The sequence below is a fragment of the Paenibacillus sp. NMA1017 genome (assembly GCF_058895805.1).
The window spans coordinates 61961-88550 of the sequence record NZ_JBZXYR010000015.1; the positions used below are offsets into that span (position 1 = coordinate 61961).

A 26590-nucleotide genomic window follows, 5' to 3' on the forward strand; every position below is an offset into this window, starting at 1 on the left:
AGTTGTGAGAAAATCAGATGTCTGCTTACCAGTTCAAACCATTGTCCCTGGCAATAGGCTCTTCCTTTACCAACGTGTACATACTTGCAGCCTCGTCCTTGCGTGTAGTGTCGGCGAGCCGTTCCACTCGCACGGTCACCAGCTTCTGGCCAAACTGGACGGTAATTTCATCGCCTACTTTGACCGCACTGCTCGGCTTGGCTTCGCGTCCGTTCACCAGCACTCTCCCTTGTTCGGAGACGTCCTTGGCTACCGTACGCCGCTTAATCAGCCGCGAGACTTTCAAGAATTTATCAAGACGCATTAGTTAACGGCTTCTTTAAGCTTATTACCGGCTTTAAAAGCAGGAACGGTCGATTCTGGAATTTCAATCGTGTTACCGGTTTGTGGATTGCGGCCTGTACGGCTGGAACGCTTGCGTGTTTCGAAAGTACCAAAGCCGATCAGTTGCACTTTGTCACCGCTAGCGAGTGCATCTGTAATTTCACCAAGAACGCCATTCAATACAGCTTCAACGTCACGTTTGCTCAAACCGCTTTTGCTGGAAATATTGTTGATCAGATCTGTCTTGTTCATAAGATAAAAGCCTCCCAAATGTCAAAAAATAATCATCACGCTGCATGTCCATTGATGGAGCAGACGTGAGGTCCAACTGTGGCCGAAGCCCTTCTGAATGTCACTGTAACACGCTTAACTATAAGCTACAGTTATTTTCAGAATTACTACAAGTTATTCTGGCTTGTCCGTAAAAATCCTGCAATGACAGGCGTTTTTTTATTCGACCCCAGTTAAGCCAACATCCTACTACAAAACTCTGCCCATTGGCAAGTCTTCTCAAACTGAGCCTTCTTTCAACCCTGCATATGTCTCATTTTACTGTTCTGTGCAGCCAAAAGCGAATGTGTGGAATCACGCTTTGCCAAGGAGCTTTTTCGCTTCCTGCCAGTAAGTCTCCATTTCATCTACGCTGCTTTCCTCGGGACGACGCCCCTGCTCACGTAATTTCTGCTCAATATACTGGAAACGGTCGACAAATTTGCGATTGGTGGCCGACAATGCCTCTTCCGGATCTACTCCCATAAACCGGGCTGCATTCACGGCAACAAATAACACATCGCCTAACTCCAGCAACTGGGCTTCCACAGCATGCCCTTCACGAACCGCTTCCTTCAGCTCAGCCACTTCTTCGTCCAATTTATCGAATACGCCCTCAATGCTATCCCAGTTAAAGCCTACTTTAGCTGCTTTCTTCTGGAGCTTGTACGATTTCATAAGAGCAGGCAGATCACGCGGAACCCCATCCAGTACAGAAGGGTATGCTTCCGTCGTGCCTTTAAGCCGTTTTTCCTCAGCCTTCATCTGCTCCCAGTTTTGCAGCGCCTCTTCAGCATCATTCGCTTGATTGTCACCAAATACATGTGGATGACGGAAAATAAGCTTATCATTCAGCCCCTGAATAACATCATACACATTGAAGGTTCCGACTTCCTCTTCCATTTGGGCATGCAGCAAAATTTGCAACAACAGATCGCCCAGCTCTTCCTTCATATGCTCAGGGTCGTCCTCATCTATCGTTTCGATGACTTCATACGTTTCTTCAATCAGATTTTTGCGAATCGACTGATGTGTCTGTTCACGATCCCAAGGACAGCCTTCCGGGCTGCGCAAAATATTGACAATCTCGTGTAGACGGTCAAAAGAACGCCGTTTCAGCGCCTCATCTTCACTGCGAGGTATGTATACTAAGGATAGGTTCCCGTAGCCCTCTACTCGATCCAGCTCGTACAGCGGTACCTTGTGCACCGCTTCCTCTCCTTCTACCCCAAGGGCGTGACCGACATATACCTCATAATCGTCAGGATACCGCTCCATCAGGCACAGCTTCACATCAGAAGCCGTAAAGGTGTCATACACCTGTCCGATCAGCGTATGCAGCTGAGGCTGGAGCCAGCTGGCATCCAGTGTACCTGCGTCCAGCAGCTGAAAACCCTCAATCGGATCAAAACCAAGACGCACAAAGGCTTCATCCAGGAAACTTTCGCCTCCCAGAATATTCAGTTCAATCCCTTGCGCAGGACAACGCTCCTTAAGCAACTGCACCGCTGCTTCTGCCACCATAGGGTGACCGGGAACCGCATAGACGATTTCGCTTCCGTCTGCCGCCTTAGCAGCCGTCGTAATCAATTGGCTGGTAATTTCCTCGTATACCTCTGGAAAAGACTCCTTTGTCTCATATACCTTGTCAAACGACTCAAAAGCCACTTCAAACTCATTCAGCACTTGAACCGCAGGATGCTCCTTGGTCCGCAGATACAGCGCTGAAGCGCCCCGCATTTTGTTCAATATTCCTATCGTAAGCTGATCCGGATCTCCCGAGCCCAGACCTACGACCGTTAATGTTACGCTCATATCCAATCCTCCGTTTCGCAGAAACAAGGTTCATGCTCGAAAAAATACACGACCTAACCCCGCATCCGCTTCCTTTGCTTTGGCATTTACTATACCACAAAGTGGTATAGGCTCATAAAATGGCTGTGCCGCTTTCGCGCCGTAAGCCCTATGCCTTGGCTAAGCCAGTACACGCAGCCTGCGCAGCACGGCTGCCAGCGGGCGTCCGAGCTTGGGCACCGCCACAAGCTCAGCTTCCGTGATCAGCCTCAAGCGTGCGAGGCCAATCACGAACACTACGGCGCCTGCGGCTACGCCCAGCAGGCTCTCCGCGGCTGCCGTGGCACGACCTCCGGCAGCCCAACCCAAGGCACCCAGCACAGCGCTGGTGCCCCACATCGCCGCCCCGGCCGCACCAGCCAGGGCGATAAGCAGTGCCGCCGGCTTGAGCACGCTGGCGGACCAGCTCGCACGCAGGCCTACCAAGCGAGCCAGCAGTACGATGTTGATCACCGCCGCCAGCAGATAGGCGACAGCCCCCGCAATGGCGGCTCCAGCCGTGCCTAGCTGCGGCACGAGCAGCCAGTTTAGCAGTGCCTTAGCTGCTGCGGCCGCAAGCATCGCCAGAGCTGGCGCGCGAACCGCGCCAAGCCCTTGCAGCAGCGCAGCCGAGATGATGCTGAGCGTGCCGCCTACGGCGGTTAGCGCCATCCAGCGCATGACCTCGCTGCCGGTGTCGTCCGCATACAGCATCACATTGACGGGCACAGCCAGCACGATCAAGCCTGTCGCAGCGGCCAGTCCCAGTAGCCAAAACCAGCGCAGCGATTGCTCGCACTGGCGACGTGCCAGTTCCGTACCGCCGGTCACCCGGGCCTCAGCCAGCGATGGAATGAATAATGCCGACAGTGTAGTGGCAAACATCATGACTAGCTGTACCAGCGGCAGACCTCGATTATACACGCCAAAGGCCACCATAACTGCAGTATCGTCCAATCCCTCCTGCTTTAACAAGCGAGGTACAGTAAATGTGTCTACCAGGCTAATTAACGGAACGGCTAGCGCTCCAAGGCAAACAGGCAAAGCATAACGCAGCAGCGCCTTTAGCAAGGCACCGTTGCTTTCCGCTGGGTGTAGCTCCCCAGTTTCTGCTTGCACTGTCGCCATGTCCGTCCCTTGCCTTCTAAGCCTCTTCCTGTGATTTCGCCAATATAGCAACATGACGACCAAACCCGCTGCTCCGCCTGCTGCTGAACCAAACACTGCTCCGGCGGCAATCATATCCGCCCCCGCTCCTTGCGACAGCATGAGCAGCAACAGTATAATCATCACGCTTACCCGTATCGCCTGCTCCGTCACTTGAGAGATAGCAGTCGGAAGCATATTTTGCAAACCTTGAAAATAGCCTCTCAGTCCCGCCATAACCGGCACGAACAGAAAGGCAAACGCCGCCGCCCTCACCGACGGAATGACGTGAGCATTGTCGATCCATTGACCAATGAGCGGCGCACACATATACATCAGCACGCCCAGGATCAATCCAAAGACACCCAAGACAAGCGAAGATAGCCGAGCAACACGTTGCCCCGCTGCCCGGTTTCCCACTGCCTCAAACTCAGCTACAAATTTGGATATTGCAGCCGGAAATCCAGCAGCTGCAATGGTAATGAACAGCGTATAAAAAGGATAAACCGTATTATAAATGCCAAACACGCCGTCGCCGCCAATATTCTGCAGCGGGATTTTTTGCACTGTGCCGATCAGCTTGCTCGCTACTGCTGCCAGTGTCAAAATGACAGCACCCCGTAGCAGCCGTGAAGCGGCGCGATTTTCCTGCATTCTCCGTCTCCACTCCCACCTGAAATATGCATCTTACCCGAGTCCTATTATACCGCCTCTTCTCCCGGAAAGAAAAAAAACCCTGTACAACGTAGGACGGCTTTCGCCATTCTGTACGTCATACAGGGGTGAAACGGGATGTTACTGTTCCATTTGTTTGCCCAGGAAGCCAGCGGCTGTTTCAGCCATTTTGACCTCCATTTCGGACATTTTTACATTTTCATCCTTGTTCAACAATACAACGGAACCAATGGGATCACCACCGGAAACAATGGGAGCAGCCACAAAGGACGAGAGTGTTTCTTCGTGGTCTCGCGTTAGCTCATAAGAGCCGCTGGCTGTCTCCAGCACAGTTTTGCGATTATCCATACTACCTTCGATAATGCTACCGATTGGCTTGTCCAGAAACTCTTTTTTAGAGCCTCCAGCCACCGTAATAATGGTGTCCCGATCGGTAATCATTGTAATATGGCCCGTGCTTTCAAACAGGGACTCAGCATATTCTTTGGCGAAATCACCAAGTTCACCAATAGGTGAATACTTTTTCAAAATGACTTCTCCGTCACGATCCACAAAAATCTCAAGCGGATCTCCTTCACGAATTCTCAAGGTGCGGCGAATTTCCTTTGGAATAACTACCCGCCCAAGGTCATCAATACGGCGAACTATACCAGTAGCTTTCATTTCACATGTTGCCCCACTTTCTCAAGAAGAATTTAGTAAACTACTGACGGTATCGAAAGACGCTTCCACTCCCCCAGAAGCGGTCACGAAGAACGTCACGGTCATGGTGTTTATGGTGATATCTGACCATAGTATTCATCTGTTCCCAATTCCTTATGCATGTTCAGTTATTTACCTTCGTTTGTAGCTCCATCTTTGGCTGTTCCTGCCTTGGCATCGCCCGTACCGTTTGTTGTTGCGCCCGGTGTAGTTGTGCTACCGGCACCGGAAGTTGCACCACTTTTCTCTTGCGTAGCTGGTACCTTCGGCAGATTGATTTTCAAATCAAGTTTTGTCAAATCATTTTCAGTAAAGTTTTGGATACTTTCCCCGGCCAATTTATTCTTCAGGGCAGCCTTTTCGTTGTCTTTCAATTTATCAAACGTTGGCTCATTGCGGGACTCCACTTTGATCACGTGATATCCGTATTCCGTTTCCACCGGCTCACCGATTTTGTTAATCGGTTGAGTTTCAGCGGCCTCTTTAAAGGCAGGTACCCATTGCGCTACGGATGCATTCTCATACAGGCCTCCGTTAGACGCAGAACCTGGGTCTTCTGAATATTTCTTGGCAATCGTCGCAAAATCCGCTCCTCCGTCCAGCTTCGCCTTCACTTCTTTCGCCAGCTTGAGGGCATCCTCTTTTTTGCGCTCTTTCTTTGTTTTAGGATCTTGGAAGTTAATCAATACATGACGCACGGTTGCTGTCGTAAATTGATCTTTATTTTTCTCAAATTCCTGTTTTAGCTGATCATCTGTTACTTTGTTAGTTTCGCTGTTGATTACCGTCATTACACGCGTGAAGTAATCTTTCACACCTTGTTCGGTCAGTTTTTTATCACTCAGAAATGTCTTGAACTTATCTTCTCCGACTGACTTTTTATACTGCTCCAGTTGTTCGTTCCCTTCTTTGGCACCCTGCTCCTTGGCTTTGTCGTCCGCTTTAGCCGCCAGAAGCTTGTACACCACTTCCTGCTTTACAATTTGTTCTCGTACCTGATCCGAAGCTAACGCAGCCTCATATTCCGGGTACAGGAATTTCATCATACTGATTTCTTGGTTGAACTCATTTTCGGTAATCGTTCCACCCTTATAGGTCACGACAACCTTGCTGTTGTCCTTCGGTTCATCCTTGACCTTGTTCTCATCCGCTTGCTTCGTACATGCTGCCAGCACGGATATAGCTAGCAGCGCTGCCATTCCCAAGGAGAGCATTCTCCAAGGTTTTCTTTTATTTAGTTGTGGCATTTTGCAGTTCCTCCTTCAATGTGAATGCTTCTTTCAATGCACTCAAAAATTGTTCCAGCAGTTCTAGCAACTGTGGATCACTTAGACCTTTACCCTTTATGCGTGCGCTCATAGAAGTGCCCTGTTCAAATTGTACACGTCTTTCAAAGCGATTGCCAATCTCGGCAAGTTTGGCGGTCTGTACCGCCTGCTGGCGCCCTTCATGGAATTTCAACACTAGATTGTCATCCCGTTGCACCATGGACTCGATGCCATACATGCGTCCATATACCTTGAGACGGGCCACGGCTAGCAAATGACGCACAGCCTCTGGCAGATCGCCAAATCGGTCGACCAGTTCATCCTCCAGTTCAGCAGCCTCGTCAAAGGTACTGACCGCTGCAACCTTTTTATAAATCTCAATCTTCTGGATGCTGTCATAAATATAGTCTCCGGGCAAGTAAGCATCGACGCCTAAATCAATCGACGTACTCCAATTCCGATTGGACTGATCCTCTTCTCCCAGGACGCTGACTTTACGTTTATTAATCTCCTCAGCCAGCATCTGCGAGTAAAGATCAAAACCAACGGATGCGATGAAACCATGCTGCTCAGCTCCAAGCAAGTTACCTGCTCCGCGGATGGACAAATCGCGCATTGCAATCTTGAACCCAGAGCCCAGCTCCGTAAATTCTTTAATCGACTGAAGGCGCTTCTCCGCCACTTCAGTGAGCACCTTATCCCGCTGGTACGTGAAATAAGCATAGGCAATCCGATTGGAACGACCTACACGCCCACGCAGCTGATAAAGCTGGGATAACCCCATTTTATCGGCATCATGCACAATGAGTGTATTCACATTTGGAATATCCACGCCGGTTTCGATAATGCTGGTGCTGACCAGCACATCATATTCGCCATCCAGGAAATCCAAAATAGTTTTCTCCAGCTCGGTTTCAGACATCTGTCCGTGACCTACGCCCACCTTGGCCTCCGGTACGAGCGCATTGATCTCTGCAGCCATCTCCTGAATGCCCTGCACACGATTATACAGATAGTACACCTGCCCTCCGCGTGCCATCTCGCGTTCAATGGCCTCACGAACTAGAGTCTGGCTGTGCTCAACCACATAGGTTTGCACTGGAAAACGGTTTTCCGGCGGCGTCTCAATGACTGACAAGTCACGTACACCCAGCATGGACATATGCAGCGTACGCGGAATAGGTGTTGCCGTTAACGTCAGCACATCTACGTTCGTTTTCAGCTTCTTCAGCTTTTCCTTGTGGGTTACGCCAAATCGCTGTTCTTCATCGACAATCAGCATTCCCAAGTCCTTAAACACCAGATCCTGCGACAACAGACGATGGGTACCAATGACAATATCGACCGTGCCTTGCCGGACCCCTTTAATCGTCTCATTCTGCTCTTTGCGCGAGCGGAAACGGCTCAATACCTGAATATTGAACGGATACCCTGAAAAACGTTCACGGAACGTCTCATAGTGTTGTTGTGCCAAAATCGTCGTCGGTACCAACACCGCTACTTGTTTGCCTTCAATAGCAGACTTAAAAGCAGCACGAATCGCAACTTCAGTTTTGCCATAACCTACATCACCGCATAGCAAGCGATCCATCGGGCGGCTCTGCTCCATGTCCTTCTTAATCTCTTCAATTGCCCGAATCTGGTCACGTGTCTCATCATACGGGAACATATCCTCAAACTCTTGTTGCTCCGGTGAATCCTTTTCAAAAGCAAACCCTGGTGCCGACTGTCGTTCTGCATATAGCTTGATCAAGTCATCTGCAATATCCTGAACCGAGCTGCGCACCTTACTTTTAACCCGTGTCCATTCATTGCCACCCAGTTTATAAATCTTGGGTTCCTTGTCCTCTGAGCCGACATACTTCTGAATCAGATCAATTTGTTCAATCGGCACAGACAGCTTATCTCCACCCGCGTAGAGGACATGCATGTAATCCTTATGGATACCGCCAACCTCCAGCGTGCCGATCCCCATGTACTTCCCGATCCCGTGATTTTGGTGTACGACGTAGTCGCCCACCTTCAGCTCGCTATAACTCTTAATCCGTTCTGCATTGTCCACATGGCGGCCCTGCTTACGAGCTTTCCGCTGCTTCTGGGAAAACATTTCACCCTCAGTAATGACTGCCAGATGAATAGACGGCATTTCAAAACCGCTTTGCAGATTACCGATAGCCATCGTCGGCTCATCAATACCGTAATCTTCAAGCACTCGGCGCATCCGGTCCAGACGTTCATCTCCACTCGCCAGCATCATAACCTGTGTGCCGGCTTTGCGCCAACGATCCATCTCCGCCTTGAGCACATTCATTTGGCCATGGAAATCCTGCATACCTCGGCAGATGAAGTTCAAAATATTTTGTGGCTGGGTATGAGGAACCTGACGGAGGAAAATCGACAGGAACAACGTCTGAAATCTCCGGTTGTACAGCAGATTGTCTGCGTCATCTGACAGTTCTAGCTGCGGTAACGTTTTACCGTTTTGAAGCAAATGCAGATTCCATTCTGACTCATCCCGTTCCAGTTGCTTGGCTGTTTCCAGCATACGGGCCGGTTCGTCAATAATCAGAATCGTATCTTCCGGCATATAATCTGCCAGGGTTTTACGTTCAGGATACAGCAGGGAGATATATTTATAGATTTCGTCAAAATACACATGCTCTCGCAGCAACTCAATTTCACGATGGATCTCTTCTTTCAGATGCTGCTTAGCTTGACGATCCGTCATTTTGCCCAGCTGCTCCTCCAACAAAATAGCAGCGGCATCCGCCGCCTGATCCATACGCTGGTTATTCGCAATAACTTCCTTACACGGCGTTACAGTAACGTCCTGAACCTTTTCCACCGAACGCTGATCTTGCGGATCAAACTTACGGATCGAATCAATTTCATCGTCAAACAGCTCCACACGATAGCCCCAACGGGTTGTCATGGGATAAAAATCAATAATTCCTCCGCGTACACTCATCTCTCCACGTGATTCCACACGCTCTACACGCTGGTATCCCATCTCGACCATATGTAGCAAAAACGCTTCCAGCTGAATCGTTTCGCCTTCTTTCAGCTCAATACGAGCCTCACGCCATGTTTCCGGGATTGGCAATAAACGTCGGACACCAGAAAACGGCACGACAACAATCCCACGAAAACCCTGGGCGCAGCGTATCAATACATCAATTCGTTGGGATAAGGTCTCTGGACTGGATATTGCTGCTTCAGCAGCTACCAGCTCATTGGCAGGATACAATAAAACCTGATCAGGAGAAAGCGCTTCCTGTAAGTCATCTGCTATTTTTTGAGCGGCAAACATATTGTGCGTCATGACCATTAACGGTCGTCCGGTATCTTCGGCAAGCGCGGCCATCAGTACCTGTCGGGAAGAGCCTGATAAACCTGATATCAGCTGTTCCTTCATCCCTGATGATATGCCTGCTGCAATGGATGCATAATCAGCATCCTTCGTAAAAGCCTGAATAAGTGCTTGTAACAAAAAAGGCACCCCTTTATGCTTATAAATAGTTACATGTAAACCGAAAAAGAAGCCTCAGCAATGCTGCCAAGGCTCCATAAGCGGAATTGCCGCTTCACCTCTCAAGCTGGTACATCGGACCAGTTGAATACCTGTTATTGGAGCGGATTAACGAGCAGACTCAGCTCTGGATTATTCTCCAATGCTTGACTGCAATGCTCGCAAATGACTTTGACGGTCACTTCACCACCCGAATTATACGCTATTATATCTCTACGTTCGGCAGGGGTCAAGGAATGGAAGCCCAACCTTTCTTCGGTTATTCCCACGGAATCAATTCGTCCCAAGAAAGTTCGACAATGTCTGCATACATAATTAACAATCATGTAATGTATATGCCTCCTGAAAGTTTTCTATACCTTTCAGTATGTCCAACAATCTTCCATTTAAGCCCGTCTGCCTACGTCTGAACTTACTTGTTGAATTCAGCCATCGTTCGTTCAAATGGATGACTCAAGCTGTATTCTAAGGCGTTGCACGTGTCCTCGACCATTCCGGCCAGTAATTCTTTTTCCTTCTTTGGAAAAGTACCCAGAACATAATCGACAATAGCATGTCCAGGCTCCGGGCGGGAAATGCCCATGCGAATCCGATTGAAGGACTGCGTGCCGGTATGTTGAATGATCGATTTGATGCCGTTATGGCCACCTGCGCTACCTTGATAACGCAATCTTATTTTACCGACTTCTGTATCCAGGTCATCGTACACGACAACCAGATCCTCCATATCGGCCTTATAATAGTCCATATAAGCACGTAGAGATTCGCCTGATAGATTCATATAGGTCATTGGCTTAATCAGTACGGTTTTTACGCCACCAATGTGGCCCTCTCCAATCAACGCCTTGCATTTGCTTTGGTTAATCTGGATGTTATGACGCGAGGCAAGAGCATCCAATGCCATAAATCCGACATTATGCCTCGTTTTCTCGTATTGGGGACCGGGGTTGCCCAATCCTACAATCCACTTCATAACCTTGACACCCTCTTTCACAGTCTGGATTTTTTGGTAAAATAGTTGTATTGAGGATTTTGCAAAAATCTAATAAGCGAATTTCAATGAACAATATATAGATCGAAATGGTCTAGTTCGTCTATATATTGCACTTTGGAACGACTGGAATCGAATTTTGCAAAATCCTGGTATTGAATAGGAAGGTGCGTGCCGGTATGCTCAATCAAGGTGATATCCTCTTATATGACAGCCATTTTCTATATCATTTAAAACATTCCGTTCCTGTCCAGATTTATGACGGGAATGTACATATTCAGATTGGCATCGTTGCGCGTTTTAATGAGCATTTCGTCGAAATAGAGGACACATTATACAATCGTCAACGCTTCACTTTCATATCTCGCCCAGGCTTTTAGCCTGACATGCTGATAGGGGTTACCTTTTCCATATGGAAAAGGCAACCCCTTTTTAATGAGCCAGCGCTTATTCGATTTCAAACAGTTTGCTGATCGACAATTCTTCATGTACACGGATGATGGCTTCTCCCATTAATGGAGCCACAGACAATACCTTCAGCTTGCTTGTCGGATTCGGGTGAACGATCGGGATCGTATCCGTCACAACCACCTCTTTTAATGGCGAATTCTCCAGTCTTTCCATCGCAGGACCAGACAGTACGGCATGTGTACAACACGCATACACATCTTTTACGCCGCCTTCTTTAAGCGCATTTGCACCTAATACAATCGTTCCGGCTGTATCAATGATATCATCAATTAAAATAGCCGTTTTACCTTCAATGTTCCCGATGATGTTCATCACTTCACTGACATTTGGCTCTGGACGACGCTTATCAATAATAGCGAGCGGCGCACTCAGGAAGTCCGCCAGCTTGCGCGCACGAACAACCCCGCCATGATCGGGTGAAACGACAATCGGGTTCTCAATTTGCTTGGAACGGAAATATTGGGCCAGAATTGGCGCTCCCAGCATATGATCCACTGGAATATCAAAGAATCCCTGAATCTGCATCGCATGCAAATCCATACTGATGACGCGGTGAGCCCCCGCCTTTTCAATCAAGTTAGCGACAAGTTTCGCTGTAATCGGATCGCGTGAACGAGCTTTACGATCCTGACGAGCGTAACCGTAATATGGCATAACGACATTGATACTTTTGGCAGAAGCGCGTTTAAGTGCATCAATCATAACCAATAACTCCATCAAGTTGTCGTTAACCGGCAGACAAGTTGACTGCACAATATACACATGGCAGCCGCGTACGCTTTCCGACAGCTTAACCTGGATTTCACCGTCACTAAACGATGTGGTATGGGATTCCCCCATTGGGATGCCGATGTAGTCCGCAATCTGGTGGGCTAACTTCGGATTGGAGTTACAAGTAAATATTTTGAGTTTGGAATCGCAATAAGTCATTAATAGAAACCCTCCGTGCTGGTTCATTCATTACAGATTCAACAGCTTGCTGATTAAGGTCATTCCGATCTTTTCTTCTTCGCTTTGGCACGTGCGCGGATTTTGTCCGCATATCCGGCTTTGTTCTCTTGACGTGGTCTGGCAATGGCCAGATCGTTATCAGGGACAGCATGTGTTACAGTCGAGCCTGCTACAACATAAGCACCTTTTCCAATCTTAATCGGGGCGATCAGATTCACGTTACTGCCAATAAAGGCATCGTCTTCAATTTCTGTAATGGATTTATTATATCCATCATAATTGACCGTTATTGCCCCGCAGCCAATATTTACGTTTGTACCCACCTTGGCATCACCGACATAGCTCAAATGAGACACCTTGGAATGATCTCCAATGGTCGCATTTTTCACCTCAACAAAATCACCAATTTTCACATGTTCGCCAAGCTTCGCGCCTGGACGCAGATAAGCAAACGGCCCCACAGATGTACTGCTTCCCACTTCCGCTTCGTTCAACACCGAATGTTTTACCGTTGCGCCTGAATGAATAATCGTATTCTGAATCTCAGCCTGCGGACCAATCACACAATCTTCTCCGATTTGTGTTTGACCATGCAGCCATGTGTTCGGGTACAGTACCGTATCGGAACCAATAACAACCTCGCTCCCGATATAGGTAGAAGACGGATCAATGACAGTGACACCATTCAGCATATGCTTGCGAACGATGCGCTCACGCATATAGCCCTCAGCTACCGACAAAGCGACTCTGTCGTTAACACCGATGGATTCAGACACATCATCTGTCAAATACGCCTCAACCTGTTCACCTTCACCATGCAAAATACCAATGACATCTGTCAGATAATATTCCTGCTGTGCATTGGTGTTCGTTACCTTGTCCAGCGCTGCAAACAGCTTGGCATTGTCAAAGCAGTACGTTCCCGTATTGATCTCCCGGACAGCATCTTCCTCAGGTGAACAATCTTTCTGTTCCACGATCTTGAGCACAGCCCCGGAAGCATCACGGATAACTCGTCCATATCCTTTCGGGTCGTCCAACTCAGCGGTCAGAATCGTCGCAGCCGCCCCACGGCTCTCGTGCAATTGCACCAAGCCCTCCAGCGTTTCCGCTGTGATCAAAGGAGTATCCCCACAAATGACAATGGTTGTACCTTTTTCCTGACCGAGCAAGTCCTTGGCTTGCTTAACAGCATGGCCCGTTCCCAACTGCTCTGCCTGAAGCGCATATTCTGCCGACGGTCCCAAATAAGACTGTACCGCCTCTGCTCCATGACCCACGACGACTACACTTCGGGACACACCGATTTCACGAACCGTGTCGAGCACATGCCCAACCATCGGTTTTCCGCACACCGGATGCAGAACTTTATATAATTTGGATTTCATACGTTTTCCCTGCCCTGCGGCAAGAATGACTGCCAACCTTTCCAACAAGTCCAACCTCCTATCCTGAAAATAACAGTTACCCCTTGGCTAAAACGTTAATTCCCAGATCAGATTTTGCTTAACTTTTCACAATCCTCCTGAAAAATAACGGCGAACCTTTGGTTAATGGCTATTTTTTCAGGCCAGCTTGTGCTGGACATTCATCCCCGGGACGCATCGCTGCCTAGTCCCTGTCTTATGAAAAAGCCGCTTCGGCAGCCCGGATGTCTCCAAGTTGCCTTAAAACTGACTGTTAACTCACTAAAGAATATATCTCATTCCAGACAAAAAGAAAAGAGAGCCACAGTTAGTGGCTCTCTTTTCTTTTGTACCCCAATCCTGCTTTAGGCGAATTAAGCGCCTTCTTCAATAGCAACTTCTTCATCCACAGCTGCACGTTCGTACTCAGTCAATACAGCAGCTTGGATCTTCTCACGGGTTCCTGAAGATATCGGGTGAGCGATATCGCGAAACTCTCCGTCTGGAGTTCGTTTGCTTGGCATAGCTACGAACATCCCGTTATTACCGTCGATAACTCGGATGTCATGAACAACAAACTCGTTATCAATCGTAATGGATGCAATCGCCTTCATTCTTCCTTCTGAGTTCACTCGGCGGAGTCTAACATCCGTAATCTGCATGTGTGTTTCACCACCTTTTTCCAAATAGGACTTGGTGTATACATTCCACACAGCAGTTCGAAATCCTTCTTTTTTTCGGCAATTCGTATCCTAAATTCAGGTAATTTTTTTGAAAAGATTTCTTTTCGACATATTTAGGTATTTTATGATGGATTGTGACAATTTACTGCCCTGTTCACTCATCAAAATAATTGCCCAGCTTGACTGTAATTTGCTTGCTTCGAGAATCGACTGCGGTCAGATTCGCTAGTGAAATATAATCGTGCAGCAGGCGCTCTTCGTTCTCCACCTCACCCGATTCTACCAGCACACCTACACCGGCCACCTCAGCATCAAACTCAGCCAACAAGTCGACCATCCCCTGAATCGTGCCACCGGCCTTCATAAAATCATCTACGATGAGCACACGCGATTTCTCACGCATCGCACGTCTGGATAAAGACATCGTATGCAGACTCTTCTGTGATCCTGAAACATAATTAATACTTACAGCCGAGCCCTCTGTCACCTGATGATCACGCCGTACGAGAACGACTGGCAAATTCAGCTGTGCTCCGGTTGCATAGGCAAGTGGAATACCCTTGGTCTCCACCGTCATAACCACATCAATCTGACGATTGGCAAAAGCGGTCGCGAATATTTTACCAGCTTCATTCATCATCGCAGGTTGACCCAGCAAATCGGACAAATACAGGTATCCTCCCGGTAATATGCGGTCAGGCTGCTCCAGTTGTGCGCACAGGTCGTTCGCAAACGCAAGCGCGTGCTGCTTGGAAAGCCTCGGGATCAGTTTGACGCCCCCTGCCGCTCCCGCCAGCGTCAGAAGCTCGCCAGTGCCCTCATCCTCAAATACTTCCTTGATGATGGCCAGATCCTCGCTTATGGACGACTTAGCTGCCCCGTAGCGATCCGCAAAATGAGTAAGAGGCACCAGCGTATGCGGCCGTGACAACAAAAATTGCGTCATTTCCACCAATCGTGAGCTTCTTTTAAGTTTTTTCACAACAATTCCTCGCGATCTATTCTCCTGCCGCCCGCTTCGTACAGTAAAGCACCGGCGGACTGGCCGGTTGCTGGCGGAATGTAAGTGATATAGTAAAATCCGAATATTTAATAGTAAATATATCATCTTCGTACGTATTTGTACAACAATTACCACTATAATAAGAAATAAAAATCCAAAATCAGGTCAAAAGTCGTACTGCGTACACATCTTTACAAAACCCTCTTAGTCCATTGTAAATCCGTGGCACTTTGGCTTCCTTCGATACCAGTCCGAACACCGTAGGTCCACTACCTGACATCAGCACACCATCTGCTCCTAAGCGGATCATGGAGCTTTTAAGATGCTCTACCTCTGGATACAGCTTTAGTGTTACATCCTCAAGTACATTCCCCAGTGCGTTGCATACATCGGTAAAAGAAGCGTTACGGATCGCATGCTCCATCTGGCGGGCAGACGGGTGGTGCGTAATCTGATCTGCTTTGACACGACCATACACTTCAGCCGTCGATACATTAATCGGCGGCTTCGCAAGGATCACCCAGCTTTGTGGCGGATTCGGAAGTGGCTTGAGCAGTTCTCCGCGTCCACTTGCTAAAGCTGTACCCCCTGTAATACAGAAAGGTACATCTGAGCCCAGCTCCGCACCCAGAATCCTTAATTCAGCATCCGAGATCCCAAGCTTCCATAGCTTGTTCAGTCCACGCAGCGCTGCGGCAGCATCACTACTTCCACCCGCCAACCCTGCCGCCACCGGGATATGCTTATCCAGATGAATGTGGACGCCCGTAGACACGTTATAACGTTCTTTGATCAGACGCGCAGCCTGAAAAGCCAAATTCTTTTCATCCAATGGTATGTACCCGGCTTGACTTGAAATAATAATGGTATCACGCGGTAACTCGGACATCGTTAATCGATCAGACAGATCGACCATGGTCATAATCATTTCGACCTCGTGATAACCATCGTCCCGCTTACGTAGAACATCAAGCATTAAATTGATTTTCGCCGGTGCTTTTTCATATATTTTCAAGGCGTTCACCCACCTTCAACTTTTCCCTCAAGACAGCTTAACATATTATATCAGACTCAGCGTGTCAAGTCATGAGGTTCAAAAAAGCGGAGATAACCCGGTCTAACCCCGGATATCCCCGCTTTTCATCAGCACCACCGATGGCTACGATTTGCGGGAAGCTGCCTGCTCGGCAAGTTGGATAGCCCGCTTGACCATATTGCCCGCATCCTTGGCTTTAATGCCTCCCCAGCCTTCTTCCTTGACCGTGTCGTAAAATCCAAGATCTTTGGCCAACTCGTACTTTAGCTCCTCCGACATGACACTCCGTCTTCTTCGGCTCATACATACGCCTCCTTCGGCAATAGAATAAGGAAGATCATTCCCGGCTTAGTATGTGCAGAGATGTCATGCTTCATCCTGTTCTGTATATACAAAACGGCCCCGTCATTTGAAATGACGGAGCCGTCGTTAAACCTGCAAAGCTGGTATAAATCACGAAATCAATTAAGGTGTTTCAAAATATTCGACTACACTTGTATGGGAGTCGGGATCATATACGCTGACTTCCACCGACTCGGTAAGAATGTCAGCATAGCTGTAGGAGACACGTTTAAACGTCTGTTGCTCCTGATCCAGCTTGACGATAAAAACAGAAGGGTACGTTTCTTCCAAGACACCAGTTCGTTCGACGGTCTTACGGCGTCCGCCGTTAGCCCGCAGCAAAATTTTTTGCCCTACATGTGCGTCGAGACTGCGTTTGATTTCCAACAGCGTATTTTTAGCCATTGCCTAACGACCACCTCTTTCCTTGTCCATTATAACGAATTTTAGAGGGATTGTCAAATCAAGCTAAATATTATAACAACACGAAAAATAAGTTGTCAATTTAATTTTTTGCGAACAGGAATAATTTATATAAAAAATGACAAAAAGCCTCTGAAAGCAGAGGCTTTTTGTTCAAGTTAATCTTATTGGCACATTTGAATCCTAGATTGCGGAAGGCGTTACTTTAAGCGTTGACAAATTTTCAAGCTTCGGCAGGCCGATGCGATAGCTTCCCCTAGTTTCAATTCCACCCACTCCGCGACTGCCACTGATTGTCTGGTGAAACAGGTCCCCCATGTTGACCGTATCACGGATCGAAGTAAAGGCCGCCTTGGCAGCCACGTAAACGGGGTCCAGCGCGTGAATCAGGATACGTCCTGGTGAGCTGGCGAAGTTCGCTCCCGCACGTAGCAGCGCCTCAAAATGGGACTGGCACGCCCCCGCTACAATCGTCAGCGAATCCAGATGACGTTCATATTGTCTTGCTACCTGAATTGCCGCCACAAAATTTTGCGAATTTTTATAACTTTTCAAGCTGTACAAATCGTAAGGCTGTGGTTGCTTCAGCACACCGTCATGTCCGGTAATGACTACGATATCCGGACGGATACGGGGAAGCAGTCGGTACAACGTGTCCGCCATTGCCGATTCGTGAACGTGATGTCCCTCTGCAGGAACACGGAGCTGTTCATATAAACTGAGACATTTTTTCAAATAGCTGGGATCTCCATCCAGATGAAGAACCTTTCCCGGCATTTCAAAATACGTTGACTCGACCGGATCACTCCAGTCCCCAACCAGAGCTGCCTGACTACGAGCGGCTTGCTGCTGGCGTGCCCGTTGCAACAGATTAAGAGACTCACCAGCCTTAATGTGGGCCTGCTGAGTCTTACCGCTAATCTGGTCTGCAGGCACTCTGACCAGATCGTTCACTGGGGAATCGGCCAGCAGCCGAAATTCTATTCCCTTAATGATCGCTTTATCCCGCTGGATGTCCTCAACACGAAACGTGACATCTCCGCCGTACGATTTCCGAACGACCAAGTCTCCTAAACTCATCACACTGTATCACCCCTCGTATATCGTATGGGTGAATGCACAGTTTGGTTCCAGCTTAGGATATACCTGCCTCCAGCAGCACAGCGCTGAGACGCGCAAATTCCTCAATACTTAGCGTTTCACCTCGACGGGAGGGTTCAATACCAGCTTGTTGCAATAGCGGCTCCAGCGTGTCCCTGTTCTCTTTGGTGAAGAAACGGCTTTTTAAGTTATTGGAAATGGTTTTACGACGCTGGGCAAAAGCAGCATGAACCACTTCAAAGAAGTGCTTTTCATCCATCACTTCCACCGGAGGGGCTTCCCGTACACGCAACCGTATGACTGCGGACTCCACATTTGGCTGGGGAATAAATACTGTATTCGGCACAATGCAGACTAATTCTGGTTCGCTGTAGTATTGCACTGCAATGCTCAGACTGCCGTAATCCTTCGTTCCAGGAGACGCAGCCATACGCTCAGCCACTTCTTTTTGGATCATAACGACAATATTCTCCAGTGGGAGCTTTTCCTCCAGCAGCCTCATCAGAATCGGTGTAGTAACGTAATACGGCAGATTAGCCACGACACTTACTTTACTCACGTCTGCAAAATCGGCTGCAAACACCTCGCGTAAATCCAGCTTTAGCACGTCTCCATGACGTACCTTCACATGCTCATAAGGGGCCAACACTTCTTCGAGAATTGGCAGTAGCCGCTGGTCAATCTCGACAGCAGTAACTACCTTGGCCGATTGGGCCAGCTTCTCGGTCAAAGCGCCAATCCCAGGACCGATTTCAAGTGCGCCCTTCGTCTCATCCAAACCGGCAGCATTTACAATCTTATTGAGAATATTTTGATCAATCAGAAAATTTTGTCCCAAACTCTTTTTGAACGAAAAACCGTGCCGTTGAATAATTTCCTTCGTACGCCGCGGTGTTGCTATATCTTGAATCCCTGTCATACGGATATCACAATCCTTCACTTTCAATTTGTGCCAGCGCCCCGGCAAATTCCTCACGACTGATCTGAAATACAGAGAGCCGTTTATGTAGCTGCTTTCCGTTACAATAACCAATACCCAGCACATTCCCCAAGGCCATACGGCGTGCAGCAGCATTGGGGTGGGTGATGAGTCCAGCATCAATCAGGTCCGCCCACTCAATCAGCGGGTCGGCGCCTTCTACTGTCGTATGAACTCGTGCGAGAGCGTGTCTGATCGCTTCCGGCGAGGCATTCTCCACGCCAATATCTCCTTTGCGCGTCGCTTCTGCCTCGGGTATAAAGGCCTGCTTGCAGCCGGGTACCTTGGAAGCGATAATCTTACGGATGCGCTCCCCTGCATGATCGGGATCGGTTAAAATGATGACCCCTCGCCGCTCCTGCGCCAATGCAATTTTACGCAGCGTCATTTTATTAATGGCTGAGCCGCCAGTTTCTATCGTATCCGCTTCAACAGCGCGGCGAATGGCCACCGTATCATCCCGACCCTCTACCACGATCACTTCCTTGATCATTTGCGTTTCCCTCCACTGCTACACAGCAAGCTATATTTATCTTTCCCTGTTTTTGAAAACAAAATAAGAAGAGGATATCCTCTTCTTAGCATGGTATAACTATGTTGTTAATACTATCGCATTGCCCTCAACATACACAACCTGTTTTAGTTGATTTCAGGCTTTACCGGTCCGATAACATATACGGTTTTACCGTGCTTACGACCAAATTGGTTGGCTCGGCTCAAACTCTCATAATACACATCGATTTTGTGGCCTTTAATGGCACCACCGGTATCCTCCGCACGGCGGAAGCCCACCCCTTCGATATACACCCACCAGCCGATTGGAATTATACTCGGATCGACAGCGATGGTGCGTCCTTCCGTGACGCGCGTGCCGGATGCAGTACGTGTACCGATACCTGGCTCCTGTGAGGAATACGCCGTCATGGAGACATTTTGTAAAACTTTGCTATATTTGAAATTGACGCCTGCTTTGCGTACAGCACTGCTCGAACTAACCGTTGTTGCCTTAACCGCATCATTGGGACCGACGGAAGCAGCCAGAACGACCGGTTTTTTCTTCGTTCCTACCGCAATGACCTTATCCACACGGTTCTGTGCAACTTCCTTGTTAACCAGCTGTTTGGATACCAACTTTCCATCATGATATACCTTTTGAACGTGCTGGACTACCACACCCGATTTGCCGCTTTGAATGATCCGATTATCGCCTTTATAAAGACTCGGATCGGCCGTTTTGATGATCTGATAAGGCACCTGTTTTTTCTGTTCGACCTGCTGTTTCTTCACACGGACGATTTTTATGTCCATGTTAGACGAAACAGAAGCATCTAGCGCAGGATAAACTTTATCCGTTGACGATAATTTATAGCCCGAGGTACGAATGGCACCTTCTACTGTATTTTCTGTTGTGTACAGCTTTTTCGTCTCATTGCCTGAAGATACTTTAACTTGATTGGCACGTTTAATCACTACGCGATCCCCATCCTGTACTGCTCCATTTAGCGGCATGGAAACTGTATCATGCGGCTGAAGTGAAATGGAATGCTCGCTCAGCAAATCTTGAAGATTGGATTCCCGGGTTTCTACCGCAGATGCCTTGCCATCGATGACAAAAAAGACTTGTTTTTTTGATTGCGTGTACATCAGAATTGAAATCATAATCGTTAGCGCGATTAGAAAAATAGCAACCAAGGCAGCCTGGCGCACATTCTCTTGCTTCCAACGCAATACGTAAGACATGCTGGATGAGCGTGACTCATGGGTCTCCTCTTTTTGGAAAATGCCCATTTCCTCCGTCCTCCTTACATAGCCCGCCGTCTGGAGTAAGACATAGTTGAGATTTGACGTGACTATAACAGATTTTCTACAAGACAAGCCCAAACTGCGACTGTCCTGCACCATGTACCCGTCTTCGCGGCATGCTGTCCTCCCCTGTTTAACCACAGTATGATGACAGATTTTCTTTTATTCACAACAAAAAAAGCCAGAGAAAGAGACTAGAGAGCTCTTTCGTGGCTTCCGGCATGTGTGAATATGCGGGAAAACTCATGCACGAGATGGCTTCTCTCTTGTTACGCTTACGGGGTTAGCTGTCGGGTTCGGACGTAGAGAGTCGCCCTAGCTTGGGTCAACCGCTCATGGCGGTCGCCTTCACATTCACCCCGAAGACCCAGAAAGAAATCGAAATACGGCCCCTCCACCTGTTCAATCCCATCCGGGAAAAGAATTTCGGTCGAGCCGGCTAGCGGAAGAGACATTCTCTTCTTGCATACGCCGGACGTACTGTAAGCCATATCGGTTCCCCCGTTCCCTGTAAAAGGGACTCAGCGAGACTGGTTCATGAAATGACTTGTTGATGTTTACATTCAAACAACAATTCACTGAAAAGATGATATCCTGTTTCTATGCATGTTGTAAAGCAGGTTTCAAGTACATTTTTTAAAATATTCGGTTAAAATATTGTAATATTCTCGAGTTTCCTGCAACAAATTCATGATTAGCTTCGTCTATCTCTTTATTTTGATTGATTTCTTCACTTTTTCATTGAATGTCAAATCGTTCCAAGGCATTTTGGGTCGTTATTGACACTAATTCCTCCACTGTAATTCCCTTGATTTGGGCTGCAGCCTCTGCTACCAGTCTCACATGTGAAGACTCATTTCGCTTCCCACGGAACGGATGCGGCGTCAGGTAGGGCGCGTCCGTTTCAATGAGTAGACGATCCAGCGGCACCTGTGCGAGCACCTCTTTTGGCTGCTTGGCATTTTTGAACGTTATTGGACCACCGAAGGAAAGGTGAAATCCCATATCCAGCACCATTTTAGCGGTCTCCCAGCTACCCGAAAAGGAGTGCATGACTCCGCCAATCTCACTCGCTTTTTCCTCGCGCAAAATCCTAATAATATCTTCATGGGCATCCCGGTTATGAATAACAATGGGCATTTTGAGCTCACGAGCCAGACCAATTTGACTTCGAAACACCCGATGCTGCACATCCTTCGGTGATGTATCCCAATAATAATCCAGACCGATCTCTCCGATGGCTACAACCTTCTTATGACTGCATAACGATGCAATCCATTCTAAATCGCCCTCCTGCATTGTAATCGCATCCTGCGGATGCCATCCAACTGCCGCATAAATAAAATCATACGTTTCGGCCAATTTCATAGTGGATGGAATGGTCTCACGATTAAATCCGATATTGATCATCCGCGTTACTCCTGATTCGACAGCACGTGCTATAACTTCTTCACGATCTTCGTCAAATTGTGGCGCATCCAAGTGAGTATGAGTGTCGAATAAATCCAAGGTTTTCATCTCCTTTTTTTACTTACATTTCTATATAGTTGTCTATTCTTTGACAAAATAATTCCTTATTTCGGCAGGAAGCCTGTCTTTTACCGCGTTCAATTTATTCTGGGGAAAATACATATGATATTTTCCTCGGTGAATACCACTTATTGAGCGCACAATTTCCGAAACTTCGGATATTTCTCTCACCTCGCCCTGACGTCCAAGCAGTAAAATCTGGTTGTCCGTCGAGCCACCCTGCCGAAACACATCATAAGGAAGATCTGTCGGGAAATCAATTTCAAAATCATATTCAGGGTGCAAACCAGCCTCTTTCAAAGCTTCCCGAATACTGTCAATGGTATCTGTATCCATATTTTCAATCTCTACATATTTATACAATCTACGGTCCATAAACCGGCTGCTCAAATCGCTTAAAATCTTGTCTTTTTCTCGTTTCCACTGGCTAAATACGGTCTGGATCAATGACTCGTCTAGCATCAGATACTGCTCTACTGTAAGCTCTCCTTTCAACAGATCCGGCAGCGGGTCCAACAGAAAACCAAACTCATATCCGTTTTTAAACAATTCCTTTGCTCGCTTGAAAATTTTACGTAAAAGGATTTCCGAGCTGCGTGTTACAGGATGAAAATAAATTTGCCAATACATCTGATAGCGTGACATTAAATAATCTTCTACTGCATGCATACCTGATTCCTTCACAACAATTCTCCCATTATGAGGACGCAGCAGTCGTAAAATACGATCCAAATCAATCGTGCCGTAGTTGACACCTGTCGAATGAGCATCCCGCAACAAATAATCCATACGATCGGCATCTAGCGGACTGGTTACCAAGTTGACAACAATCGGCTTATCATACGTTTTGGCTATAACCGCAGCCACCTTTTGTGGAAGCTTCTCGTCGACTTGCCGTAGCACGGCGTTGATCTCCGTGTCTCCCAGTACAATGCGGCATGTCCAATCCTCATGGTTCATATGAAAGGCTTCCTCAATTGAATGAGAAAATGGGCCATGCCCCACATCATGCAATAGAGCTGCACACAGAGCAACCAGCCTTTCCTCCTTCGGCCAATCTGGGAAATCTCCACGTTCAAATTGAGAAATAATACTTCTCGTAATTTCATATACGCCCAATGAGTGTGAAAACCGGCTATGCTCTGCTCCATGAAACGTAAGATACGATGTGCCTAACTGCCGTATGCGCCGTAAACGTTGGAACTCCGGCGTGTTGATCAACCGCCATATCACAGTATCCTGAACATGGATGTAATTATGTACCGGGTCTTTAAAAACTTTTTCTTCACTGAGTGGCTGGTGCAAGATATCAGCTCCTTTAATATTCGGAATAATGGATTAAAATACAATAAAATCCTAAATGATTTCCCTCATTCGACATTCTTTGTCGTAATATGTCGAATTATAGTTTTTCGACATTTCCAAATCGACAAACTGAATAAATCATCAATAAAATAAGGCAATGCACATGGGTAAAGCTCTTTAATCTAAATACTTTTGCATAACCAGGCTGTTACTACATTTTTAAGGTTGACTGTTTTGGGAATCGTTGGTATAGTAAATATCAGAAAAGAGAAAATTTTGTCGAATCATGACACTTATATTATTTTAAACGGCGAGAGGAGCCTGATTTATTATGATGAAATCCACTGGTATTGTAAGAAAAGTTGACGAGCTCGGACGTGTTGTTATTCCAATCGAATTGCGCCGTACCCTGGGAATCGGAGAGAAAGACGCTTTGGAAATTTATGTTGATGGCGAGCGCATCATGCTTAAAAAATATGAGCCTGCTTGTATCTTCTGCGGCAATGCTGAGAACGTAATTTACTTCAAAGGAAAAATTGTTTGCCAAGATTGCATTTCTGAAATCCCAACACCTGTGACAAACTGAGAATTTTAGTATATAATAGACTTATCAGATATTGTTAATTCTAACCTTTTTCATATATACTCCTTGTTGCCTTCCACGGTTTGAACCCAACCGTTGGAAGGCCCTTTTTTGTTTAGGCAGATATTCATAAGAGTGCGTTGTAAACATCTCTCTTGGAGATTGAACGATCTGTGGCTGTACGCTTCATTGCATCCTTGCGTGTAAGTCCCTCTGCCTCGTAATGTGCGACGTGGGACTCCAAAGATAAGGACTGCCACCATGCCTGACGTTCCTGTTCCTCTTCCTCTTCGTCTTTTCCTTCAACCACCAGACAATACTCACCAATCGGCGGATTCTCCTCTAGTTTAGCAAGGCATTGCTCCACGGTTCCCCGCACCCATTCCTCATGCAGCTTGGTCAACTCACGCGCAAGCACCACTTTGCGTGAACCTAATGTTTCCTTCAACACCATCAATGTCTTCACAATGCGATGAGGCGATTCATAAAAAATAATTGTGCCGTGAGATACCTGAAACGATAGCAACAGCTTCTCTAGGTCCTTTTTCTCCCGTGGTGGAAAGCCAGCGAAGGTGAACCTCTCTGTATCCAGTCCTGAGGCAATTAAAGCCGATAGTGCCGCATTTGCTCCTGGAATAGGAATGACGCTAATTCCCGCCTCCAGTGCCAGTTTGACCAGATCCGAACCAGGGTCAGAAATGGCTGGCAGACCTGCATCGCTAACCAGTGCTAAATTTTTTCCTTCTATTATATAACGTATCAGTTCAGGCCCACTGGCAGCCTTATTATGTTCATGATAACTGAAGAGCATATCCGGTGTAATTTCGAAATGGGTGAGCAGTTTGCGTGTCTGCCGCGTATCTTCGGCAGCGATAATACTACATGATTTTAAGGTGTTAATCGCCCTAAAGGTCATATCGTCCAGATTCCCAATGGGTGTTGCAACAAGATACAACTTTCCCCGTTCTTCTTCGCTGTTACTAAAGCTTTTTTGTACAGCTGCTTTCACACAGAATCCCCCTTGCTTACTTCTCCATAGATACTTCTTATTTCCTGAGTATAATTCCCATTTTCCTGATATACAATGAGCGGAGGCAACAGACGAACCTCCGGTTTGCCGTCACGTAGTGCTTCAACCAGTACCATATTGGCTTCCATATGAACTCGTGGGTGAACAAAACGTATTCGTTTGGGTTCCAAACTATGATTACGCATCAAGGTTATAATCTCACCCAGCCGCTGCGGGCGATGAACCATGGATACTTTTCCCCCATTACGGACAAGCCGGGTGGATGCCTGAATGACTTCTTCCAGTGTACAGTTCACTTCATGACGCGCGATTGCCTGGTGAGGATTCAGCTTGATATCGCTACCATTTAGCGGCATATAGGGCGGATTCACGGTAATCGCATCATAAACACCATGTCCCGTGATGTGAACCAGCTCACGTAGGTCCCCTTCCCGAATCTGAATTGCTGCTTCTAATCCATTCAAGCTGACACTACGTCTAGCCATATCTGCCAAACGTGGTTGAATCTCAATTCCTTCAATAGACGCTTTTGTTCGTGTCGTTAGCAGCAGGGGAACAACCCCATTGCCAGTACACAGATCCAGAATCTTTCCACGCTGCGGAATACCAGCAAAACGTGCCAGCAAGACCGCATCCATCGAGAAGCTGAATACTTCATCACTTTGGATAATACGCAAATTATGTGAAAGCAGATCATCAATTCGTTCAGACTTCTTTTCATTTTCGTACATAGTGTTCTCCCATCTTTTATAACCAAAATCGCTTTTCACTCATACTTCCTTACAAAAAAGCCGTAGGCATCTTGCTCCTACGGCTTGTTTTTATTTATTCAAAAATGACAGACAGAAGAGGCAATCGCCTTCCGTTCGCAAATGTCCGTAATACACGTTGCATATATGAAATCCTTCATGATACAGCCTTGCTAGATTGTCGTAGCCTTCGCCCACGACCTCACCCGTTTGCCCTTCATCCTTAATGACGATCGGAGGAGGAAGCTTCGGCTTGTTTGCCGTCTTTTCTTCTCCAGAGGTTTCACGTTTGAGCATCTTGCGCACCTGTTCGTTTTCAATCGTTAGTCGTTGATTTTCCTCCAGCAGCTCTTTTACTGCCAGTTTCAATTCACCCAGATCGCTATGCAACTGTCCCATTTGGGTTTCCATTTCGTGAATACGCGCAAAAACATTTAATTTATCCAAGTTTCCACCC

General features: G+C 47.4%; 27 protein-coding genes and 1 riboswitch. Of the genes, 2 read left to right on the top strand and 25 right to left on the bottom strand.

The window, feature by feature from the left end; all coding sequences use genetic code 11:
• Positions 1 to 25: 25 nt before the first annotated feature.
• The 9 genes from AC5ELV_RS24120 to pth all read right to left on the bottom strand — a co-directional run bounded on the left by AC5ELV_RS24120 (position 26) and on the right by pth (position 10720).
• On the bottom strand, positions 26 to 304 hold the full coding sequence (locus AC5ELV_RS24120; RefSeq protein ID WP_016818913.1) for an RNA-binding S4 domain-containing protein: 279 nt from the start codon (positions 302 to 304) through the stop codon (positions 26 to 28).
• Complete coding sequence (locus tag AC5ELV_RS24125; protein WP_007428028.1) at positions 304 to 576, bottom strand: HU family DNA-binding protein; 273 nt, start codon at positions 574 to 576, stop codon at positions 304 to 306. The genes AC5ELV_RS24120 and AC5ELV_RS24125 overlap by 1 nt, the downstream gene beginning before the upstream one ends.
• Before the next feature lie 333 nt (positions 577 to 909).
• A complete protein-coding gene (gene yabN / locus AC5ELV_RS24130) occupies positions 910 to 2409 on the bottom strand; it encodes a bifunctional methyltransferase/pyrophosphohydrolase YabN (protein ID WP_493432193.1) in 1500 nt (499 codons plus the stop codon).
• A 159-nt stretch (positions 2410 to 2568) separates the two neighbouring features.
• Positions 2569 to 4227 carry a putative polysaccharide biosynthesis protein gene (locus tag AC5ELV_RS24135; RefSeq protein WP_493432194.1) on the bottom strand — a complete coding sequence of 553 codons (1659 nt, stop codon included), beginning with the start codon at positions 4225 to 4227 and terminating at the stop codon, positions 2569 to 2571.
• 141 nt (positions 4228 to 4368) lie between these two features.
• The gene (spoVT, locus tag AC5ELV_RS24140) at positions 4369 to 4911 is read right to left on the bottom strand and encodes a stage V sporulation protein T (RefSeq protein ID WP_029519371.1); all 543 of its coding nucleotides are present in this window, start codon (positions 4909 to 4911) and stop codon (positions 4369 to 4371) included.
• Positions 4912 to 5078: 167 nt separating this feature from the next.
• The gene (locus AC5ELV_RS24145; protein WP_069011230.1) at positions 5079 to 6197 is read right to left on the bottom strand and encodes a peptidylprolyl isomerase; all 1119 of its coding nucleotides are present in this window, start codon (positions 6195 to 6197) and stop codon (positions 5079 to 5081) included.
• On the bottom strand, positions 6181 to 9708 hold the full coding sequence (mfd, locus tag AC5ELV_RS24150) for a transcription-repair coupling factor (RefSeq protein WP_493432195.1): 3528 nt from the start codon (positions 9706 to 9708) through the stop codon (positions 6181 to 6183). The genes AC5ELV_RS24145 and mfd overlap by 17 nt, the downstream gene beginning before the upstream one ends.
• A 134-nt stretch (positions 9709 to 9842) precedes the next feature.
• The gene (gene fin, locus AC5ELV_RS24155; protein ID WP_493432196.1) at positions 9843 to 10073 is read right to left on the bottom strand and encodes an anti-sigma-F factor Fin; all 231 of its coding nucleotides are present in this window, start codon (positions 10071 to 10073) and stop codon (positions 9843 to 9845) included.
• A gap of 86 nt (positions 10074 to 10159) precedes the next feature.
• Complete coding sequence (pth, locus tag AC5ELV_RS24160) at positions 10160 to 10720, bottom strand: aminoacyl-tRNA hydrolase (protein WP_493432197.1); 561 nt, start codon at positions 10718 to 10720, stop codon at positions 10160 to 10162.
• Positions 10721 to 10917: 197 nt separating this feature from the next.
• Between pth and AC5ELV_RS24165 the strand changes: the two genes are divergently transcribed.
• Positions 10918 to 11118 carry a hypothetical protein gene (locus tag AC5ELV_RS24165; protein WP_023986434.1) on the top strand — a complete coding sequence of 67 codons (201 nt, stop codon included), beginning with the start codon at positions 10918 to 10920 and terminating at the stop codon, positions 11116 to 11118.
• Positions 11119 to 11185: 67 nt separating this feature from the next.
• Here the strand turns inward: AC5ELV_RS24165 and AC5ELV_RS24170 are convergent, their stop codons facing one another.
• From AC5ELV_RS24170 to AC5ELV_RS24230, 13 genes are all read right to left on the bottom strand, one after another.
• Complete coding sequence (locus tag AC5ELV_RS24170; protein ID WP_013308125.1) at positions 11186 to 12139, bottom strand: ribose-phosphate diphosphokinase; 954 nt, start codon at positions 12137 to 12139, stop codon at positions 11186 to 11188.
• 59 nt (positions 12140 to 12198) lie between these two features.
• The gene (gene glmU / locus AC5ELV_RS24175) at positions 12199 to 13596 is read right to left on the bottom strand and encodes a bifunctional UDP-N-acetylglucosamine diphosphorylase/glucosamine-1-phosphate N-acetyltransferase GlmU (RefSeq protein WP_080658680.1); all 1398 of its coding nucleotides are present in this window, start codon (positions 13594 to 13596) and stop codon (positions 12199 to 12201) included.
• Positions 13597 to 13940: 344 nt separating this feature from the next.
• Positions 13941 to 14228, bottom strand: coding sequence for a septation regulator SpoVG (gene spoVG / locus AC5ELV_RS24180; protein WP_007428016.1), 288 nt, complete (start codon positions 14226 to 14228; stop codon positions 13941 to 13943).
• 175 nt (positions 14229 to 14403) lie between these two features.
• The gene (gene purR / locus AC5ELV_RS24185) at positions 14404 to 15231 is read right to left on the bottom strand and encodes a pur operon repressor (protein ID WP_013308122.1); all 828 of its coding nucleotides are present in this window, start codon (positions 15229 to 15231) and stop codon (positions 14404 to 14406) included.
• Between the two features lie 181 nt (positions 15232 to 15412).
• Positions 15413 to 16267, bottom strand: a complete 855-nt coding sequence (ispE, locus tag AC5ELV_RS24190) for a 4-(cytidine 5'-diphospho)-2-C-methyl-D-erythritol kinase (protein WP_493432198.1) — start codon at positions 16265 to 16267, stop codon at positions 15413 to 15415.
• Between the two features lie 144 nt (positions 16268 to 16411).
• Entirely contained in the window at positions 16412 to 16591 is a 180-nt protein-coding gene (locus tag AC5ELV_RS24195) for a small, acid-soluble spore protein, alpha/beta type (RefSeq protein ID WP_007428013.1), read from the bottom strand.
• Between the two features lie 162 nt (positions 16592 to 16753).
• Complete coding sequence (gene veg, locus AC5ELV_RS24200; RefSeq protein ID WP_013308120.1) at positions 16754 to 17035, bottom strand: biofilm formation stimulator Veg; 282 nt, start codon at positions 17033 to 17035, stop codon at positions 16754 to 16756.
• A gap of 201 nt (positions 17036 to 17236) precedes the next feature.
• On the bottom strand, positions 17237 to 18133 hold the full coding sequence (gene yabG, locus AC5ELV_RS24205; RefSeq protein WP_061831846.1) for a sporulation peptidase YabG: 897 nt from the start codon (positions 18131 to 18133) through the stop codon (positions 17237 to 17239).
• Positions 18134 to 18188: 55 nt separating this feature from the next.
• Positions 18189 to 19073 (bottom strand): 16S rRNA (adenine(1518)-N(6)/adenine(1519)-N(6))-dimethyltransferase RsmA, encoded by an 885-nt coding sequence (gene rsmA / locus AC5ELV_RS24210; RefSeq protein ID WP_493432199.1) that lies wholly within the window; start codon positions 19071 to 19073, stop codon positions 18189 to 18191.
• Between the two features lie 7 nt (positions 19074 to 19080).
• The gene (gene rnmV, locus AC5ELV_RS24215; RefSeq protein ID WP_013308117.1) at positions 19081 to 19626 is read right to left on the bottom strand and encodes a ribonuclease M5; all 546 of its coding nucleotides are present in this window, start codon (positions 19624 to 19626) and stop codon (positions 19081 to 19083) included.
• Between the two features lie 146 nt (positions 19627 to 19772).
• Complete coding sequence (locus AC5ELV_RS24220) at positions 19773 to 20921, bottom strand: resuscitation-promoting factor (protein WP_493432200.1); 1149 nt, start codon at positions 20919 to 20921, stop codon at positions 19773 to 19775.
• Between the two features lie 271 nt (positions 20922 to 21192).
• A riboswitch (cyclic di-AMP (ydaO/yuaA leader) is annotated at positions 21193 to 21473 on the bottom strand.
• Positions 21474 to 21674: 201 nt separating this feature from the next.
• Complete coding sequence (locus AC5ELV_RS24225; protein WP_493432201.1) at positions 21675 to 22445, bottom strand: TatD family hydrolase; 771 nt, start codon at positions 22443 to 22445, stop codon at positions 21675 to 21677.
• A 42-nt stretch (positions 22446 to 22487) separates the two neighbouring features.
• Positions 22488 to 23771, bottom strand: a complete 1284-nt coding sequence (locus AC5ELV_RS24230; protein WP_493432202.1) for an HD domain-containing protein — start codon at positions 23769 to 23771, stop codon at positions 22488 to 22490.
• 331 nt (positions 23772 to 24102) lie between these two features.
• Here AC5ELV_RS24230 and AC5ELV_RS24235 point away from each other — a divergent pair, with 331 nt between their 5' ends.
• Positions 24103 to 24357, top strand: a complete 255-nt coding sequence (locus tag AC5ELV_RS24235) for an AbrB/MazE/SpoVT family DNA-binding domain-containing protein (RefSeq protein WP_007428005.1) — start codon at positions 24103 to 24105, stop codon at positions 24355 to 24357.
• 124 nt (positions 24358 to 24481) lie between these two features.
• On the opposite strand, the gene rsmI is transcribed toward AC5ELV_RS24235, so the two are convergent.
• The 3 genes from rsmI to yabA form a co-directional block, all read right to left on the bottom strand.
• On the bottom strand, positions 24482 to 25363 hold the full coding sequence (gene rsmI / locus AC5ELV_RS24240; protein ID WP_493432203.1) for a 16S rRNA (cytidine(1402)-2'-O)-methyltransferase: 882 nt from the start codon (positions 25361 to 25363) through the stop codon (positions 24482 to 24484).
• Entirely contained in the window at positions 25360 to 26115 is a 756-nt protein-coding gene (locus AC5ELV_RS24245) for a tRNA1(Val) (adenine(37)-N6)-methyltransferase (RefSeq protein ID WP_493432204.1), read from the bottom strand. The genes rsmI and AC5ELV_RS24245 overlap by 4 nt, the downstream gene beginning before the upstream one ends.
• Before the next feature lie 90 nt (positions 26116 to 26205).
• A complete protein-coding gene (gene yabA / locus AC5ELV_RS24250; RefSeq protein ID WP_025722558.1) occupies positions 26206 to 26580 on the bottom strand; it encodes a DNA replication initiation control protein YabA in 375 nt (124 codons plus the stop codon).
• Positions 26581 to 26590: the final 10 nt, after the last annotated feature.

Excerpts from the sequence above, each read along its gene's own strand:
- rsmA (WP_493432199.1), bottom strand. The coding sequence starts at position 19,073 with ATGACAGGGATTCAAGATATAGCAACACCGCGGCGTACGAAGGAAATT.
- spoVG (WP_007428016.1), bottom strand. The coding sequence starts at position 14,228 with ATGCAGATTACGGATGTTAGACTCCGCCGAGTGAACTCAGAAGGAAGA.
- veg (WP_013308120.1), bottom strand. The coding sequence starts at position 17,035 with ATGGCTAAAAATACGCTGTTGGAAATCAAACGCAGTCTCGACGCACAT.
- yabG (WP_061831846.1), bottom strand. The coding sequence starts at position 18,133 with ATGAGTTTAGGAGACTTGGTCGTTCGGAAATCGTACGGCGGAGATGTC.
- AC5ELV_RS24170 (WP_013308125.1), bottom strand. The coding sequence starts at position 12,139 with ATGACTTATTGCGATTCCAAACTCAAAATATTTACTTGTAACTCCAAT.
- AC5ELV_RS24245 (WP_493432204.1), bottom strand. The coding sequence starts at position 26,115 with ATGTACGAAAATGAAAAGAAGTCTGAACGAATTGATGATCTGCTTTCA.
- yabN (WP_493432193.1), bottom strand. The coding sequence starts at position 2,409 with ATGAGCGTAACATTAACGGTCGTAGGTCTGGGCTCGGGAGATCCGGAT.
- AC5ELV_RS24125 (WP_007428028.1), bottom strand. The coding sequence starts at position 576 with ATGAACAAGACAGATCTGATCAACAATATTTCCAGCAAAAGCGGTTTG.
- AC5ELV_RS24235 (WP_007428005.1), top strand. The coding sequence starts at position 24,103 with ATGATGAAATCCACTGGTATTGTAAGAAAAGTTGACGAGCTCGGACGT.
- AC5ELV_RS24220 (WP_493432200.1), bottom strand. The coding sequence starts at position 20,921 with ATGGGCATTTTCCAAAAAGAGGAGACCCATGAGTCACGCTCATCCAGC.
- rnmV (WP_013308117.1), bottom strand. The coding sequence starts at position 19,626 with ATGATCAAGGAAGTGATCGTGGTAGAGGGTCGGGATGATACGGTGGCC.
- AC5ELV_RS24120 (WP_016818913.1), bottom strand. The coding sequence starts at position 304 with ATGCGTCTTGATAAATTCTTGAAAGTCTCGCGGCTGATTAAGCGGCGT.
- AC5ELV_RS24195 (WP_007428013.1), bottom strand. The coding sequence starts at position 16,591 with ATGAGCCGAAGAAGACGGAGTGTCATGTCGGAGGAGCTAAAGTACGAG.
- fin (WP_493432196.1), bottom strand. The coding sequence starts at position 10,073 with ATGATTGTTAATTATGTATGCAGACATTGTCGAACTTTCTTGGGACGA.
- AC5ELV_RS24145 (WP_069011230.1), bottom strand. The coding sequence starts at position 6,197 with ATGCCACAACTAAATAAAAGAAAACCTTGGAGAATGCTCTCCTTGGGA.
- AC5ELV_RS24165 (WP_023986434.1), top strand. The coding sequence starts at position 10,918 with ATGCTCAATCAAGGTGATATCCTCTTATATGACAGCCATTTTCTATAT.
- pth (WP_493432197.1), bottom strand. The coding sequence starts at position 10,720 with ATGAAGTGGATTGTAGGATTGGGCAACCCCGGTCCCCAATACGAGAAA.
- AC5ELV_RS24135 (WP_493432194.1), bottom strand. The coding sequence starts at position 4,227 with ATGCAGGAAAATCGCGCCGCTTCACGGCTGCTACGGGGTGCTGTCATT.
- spoVT (WP_029519371.1), bottom strand. The coding sequence starts at position 4,911 with ATGAAAGCTACTGGTATAGTTCGCCGTATTGATGACCTTGGGCGGGTA.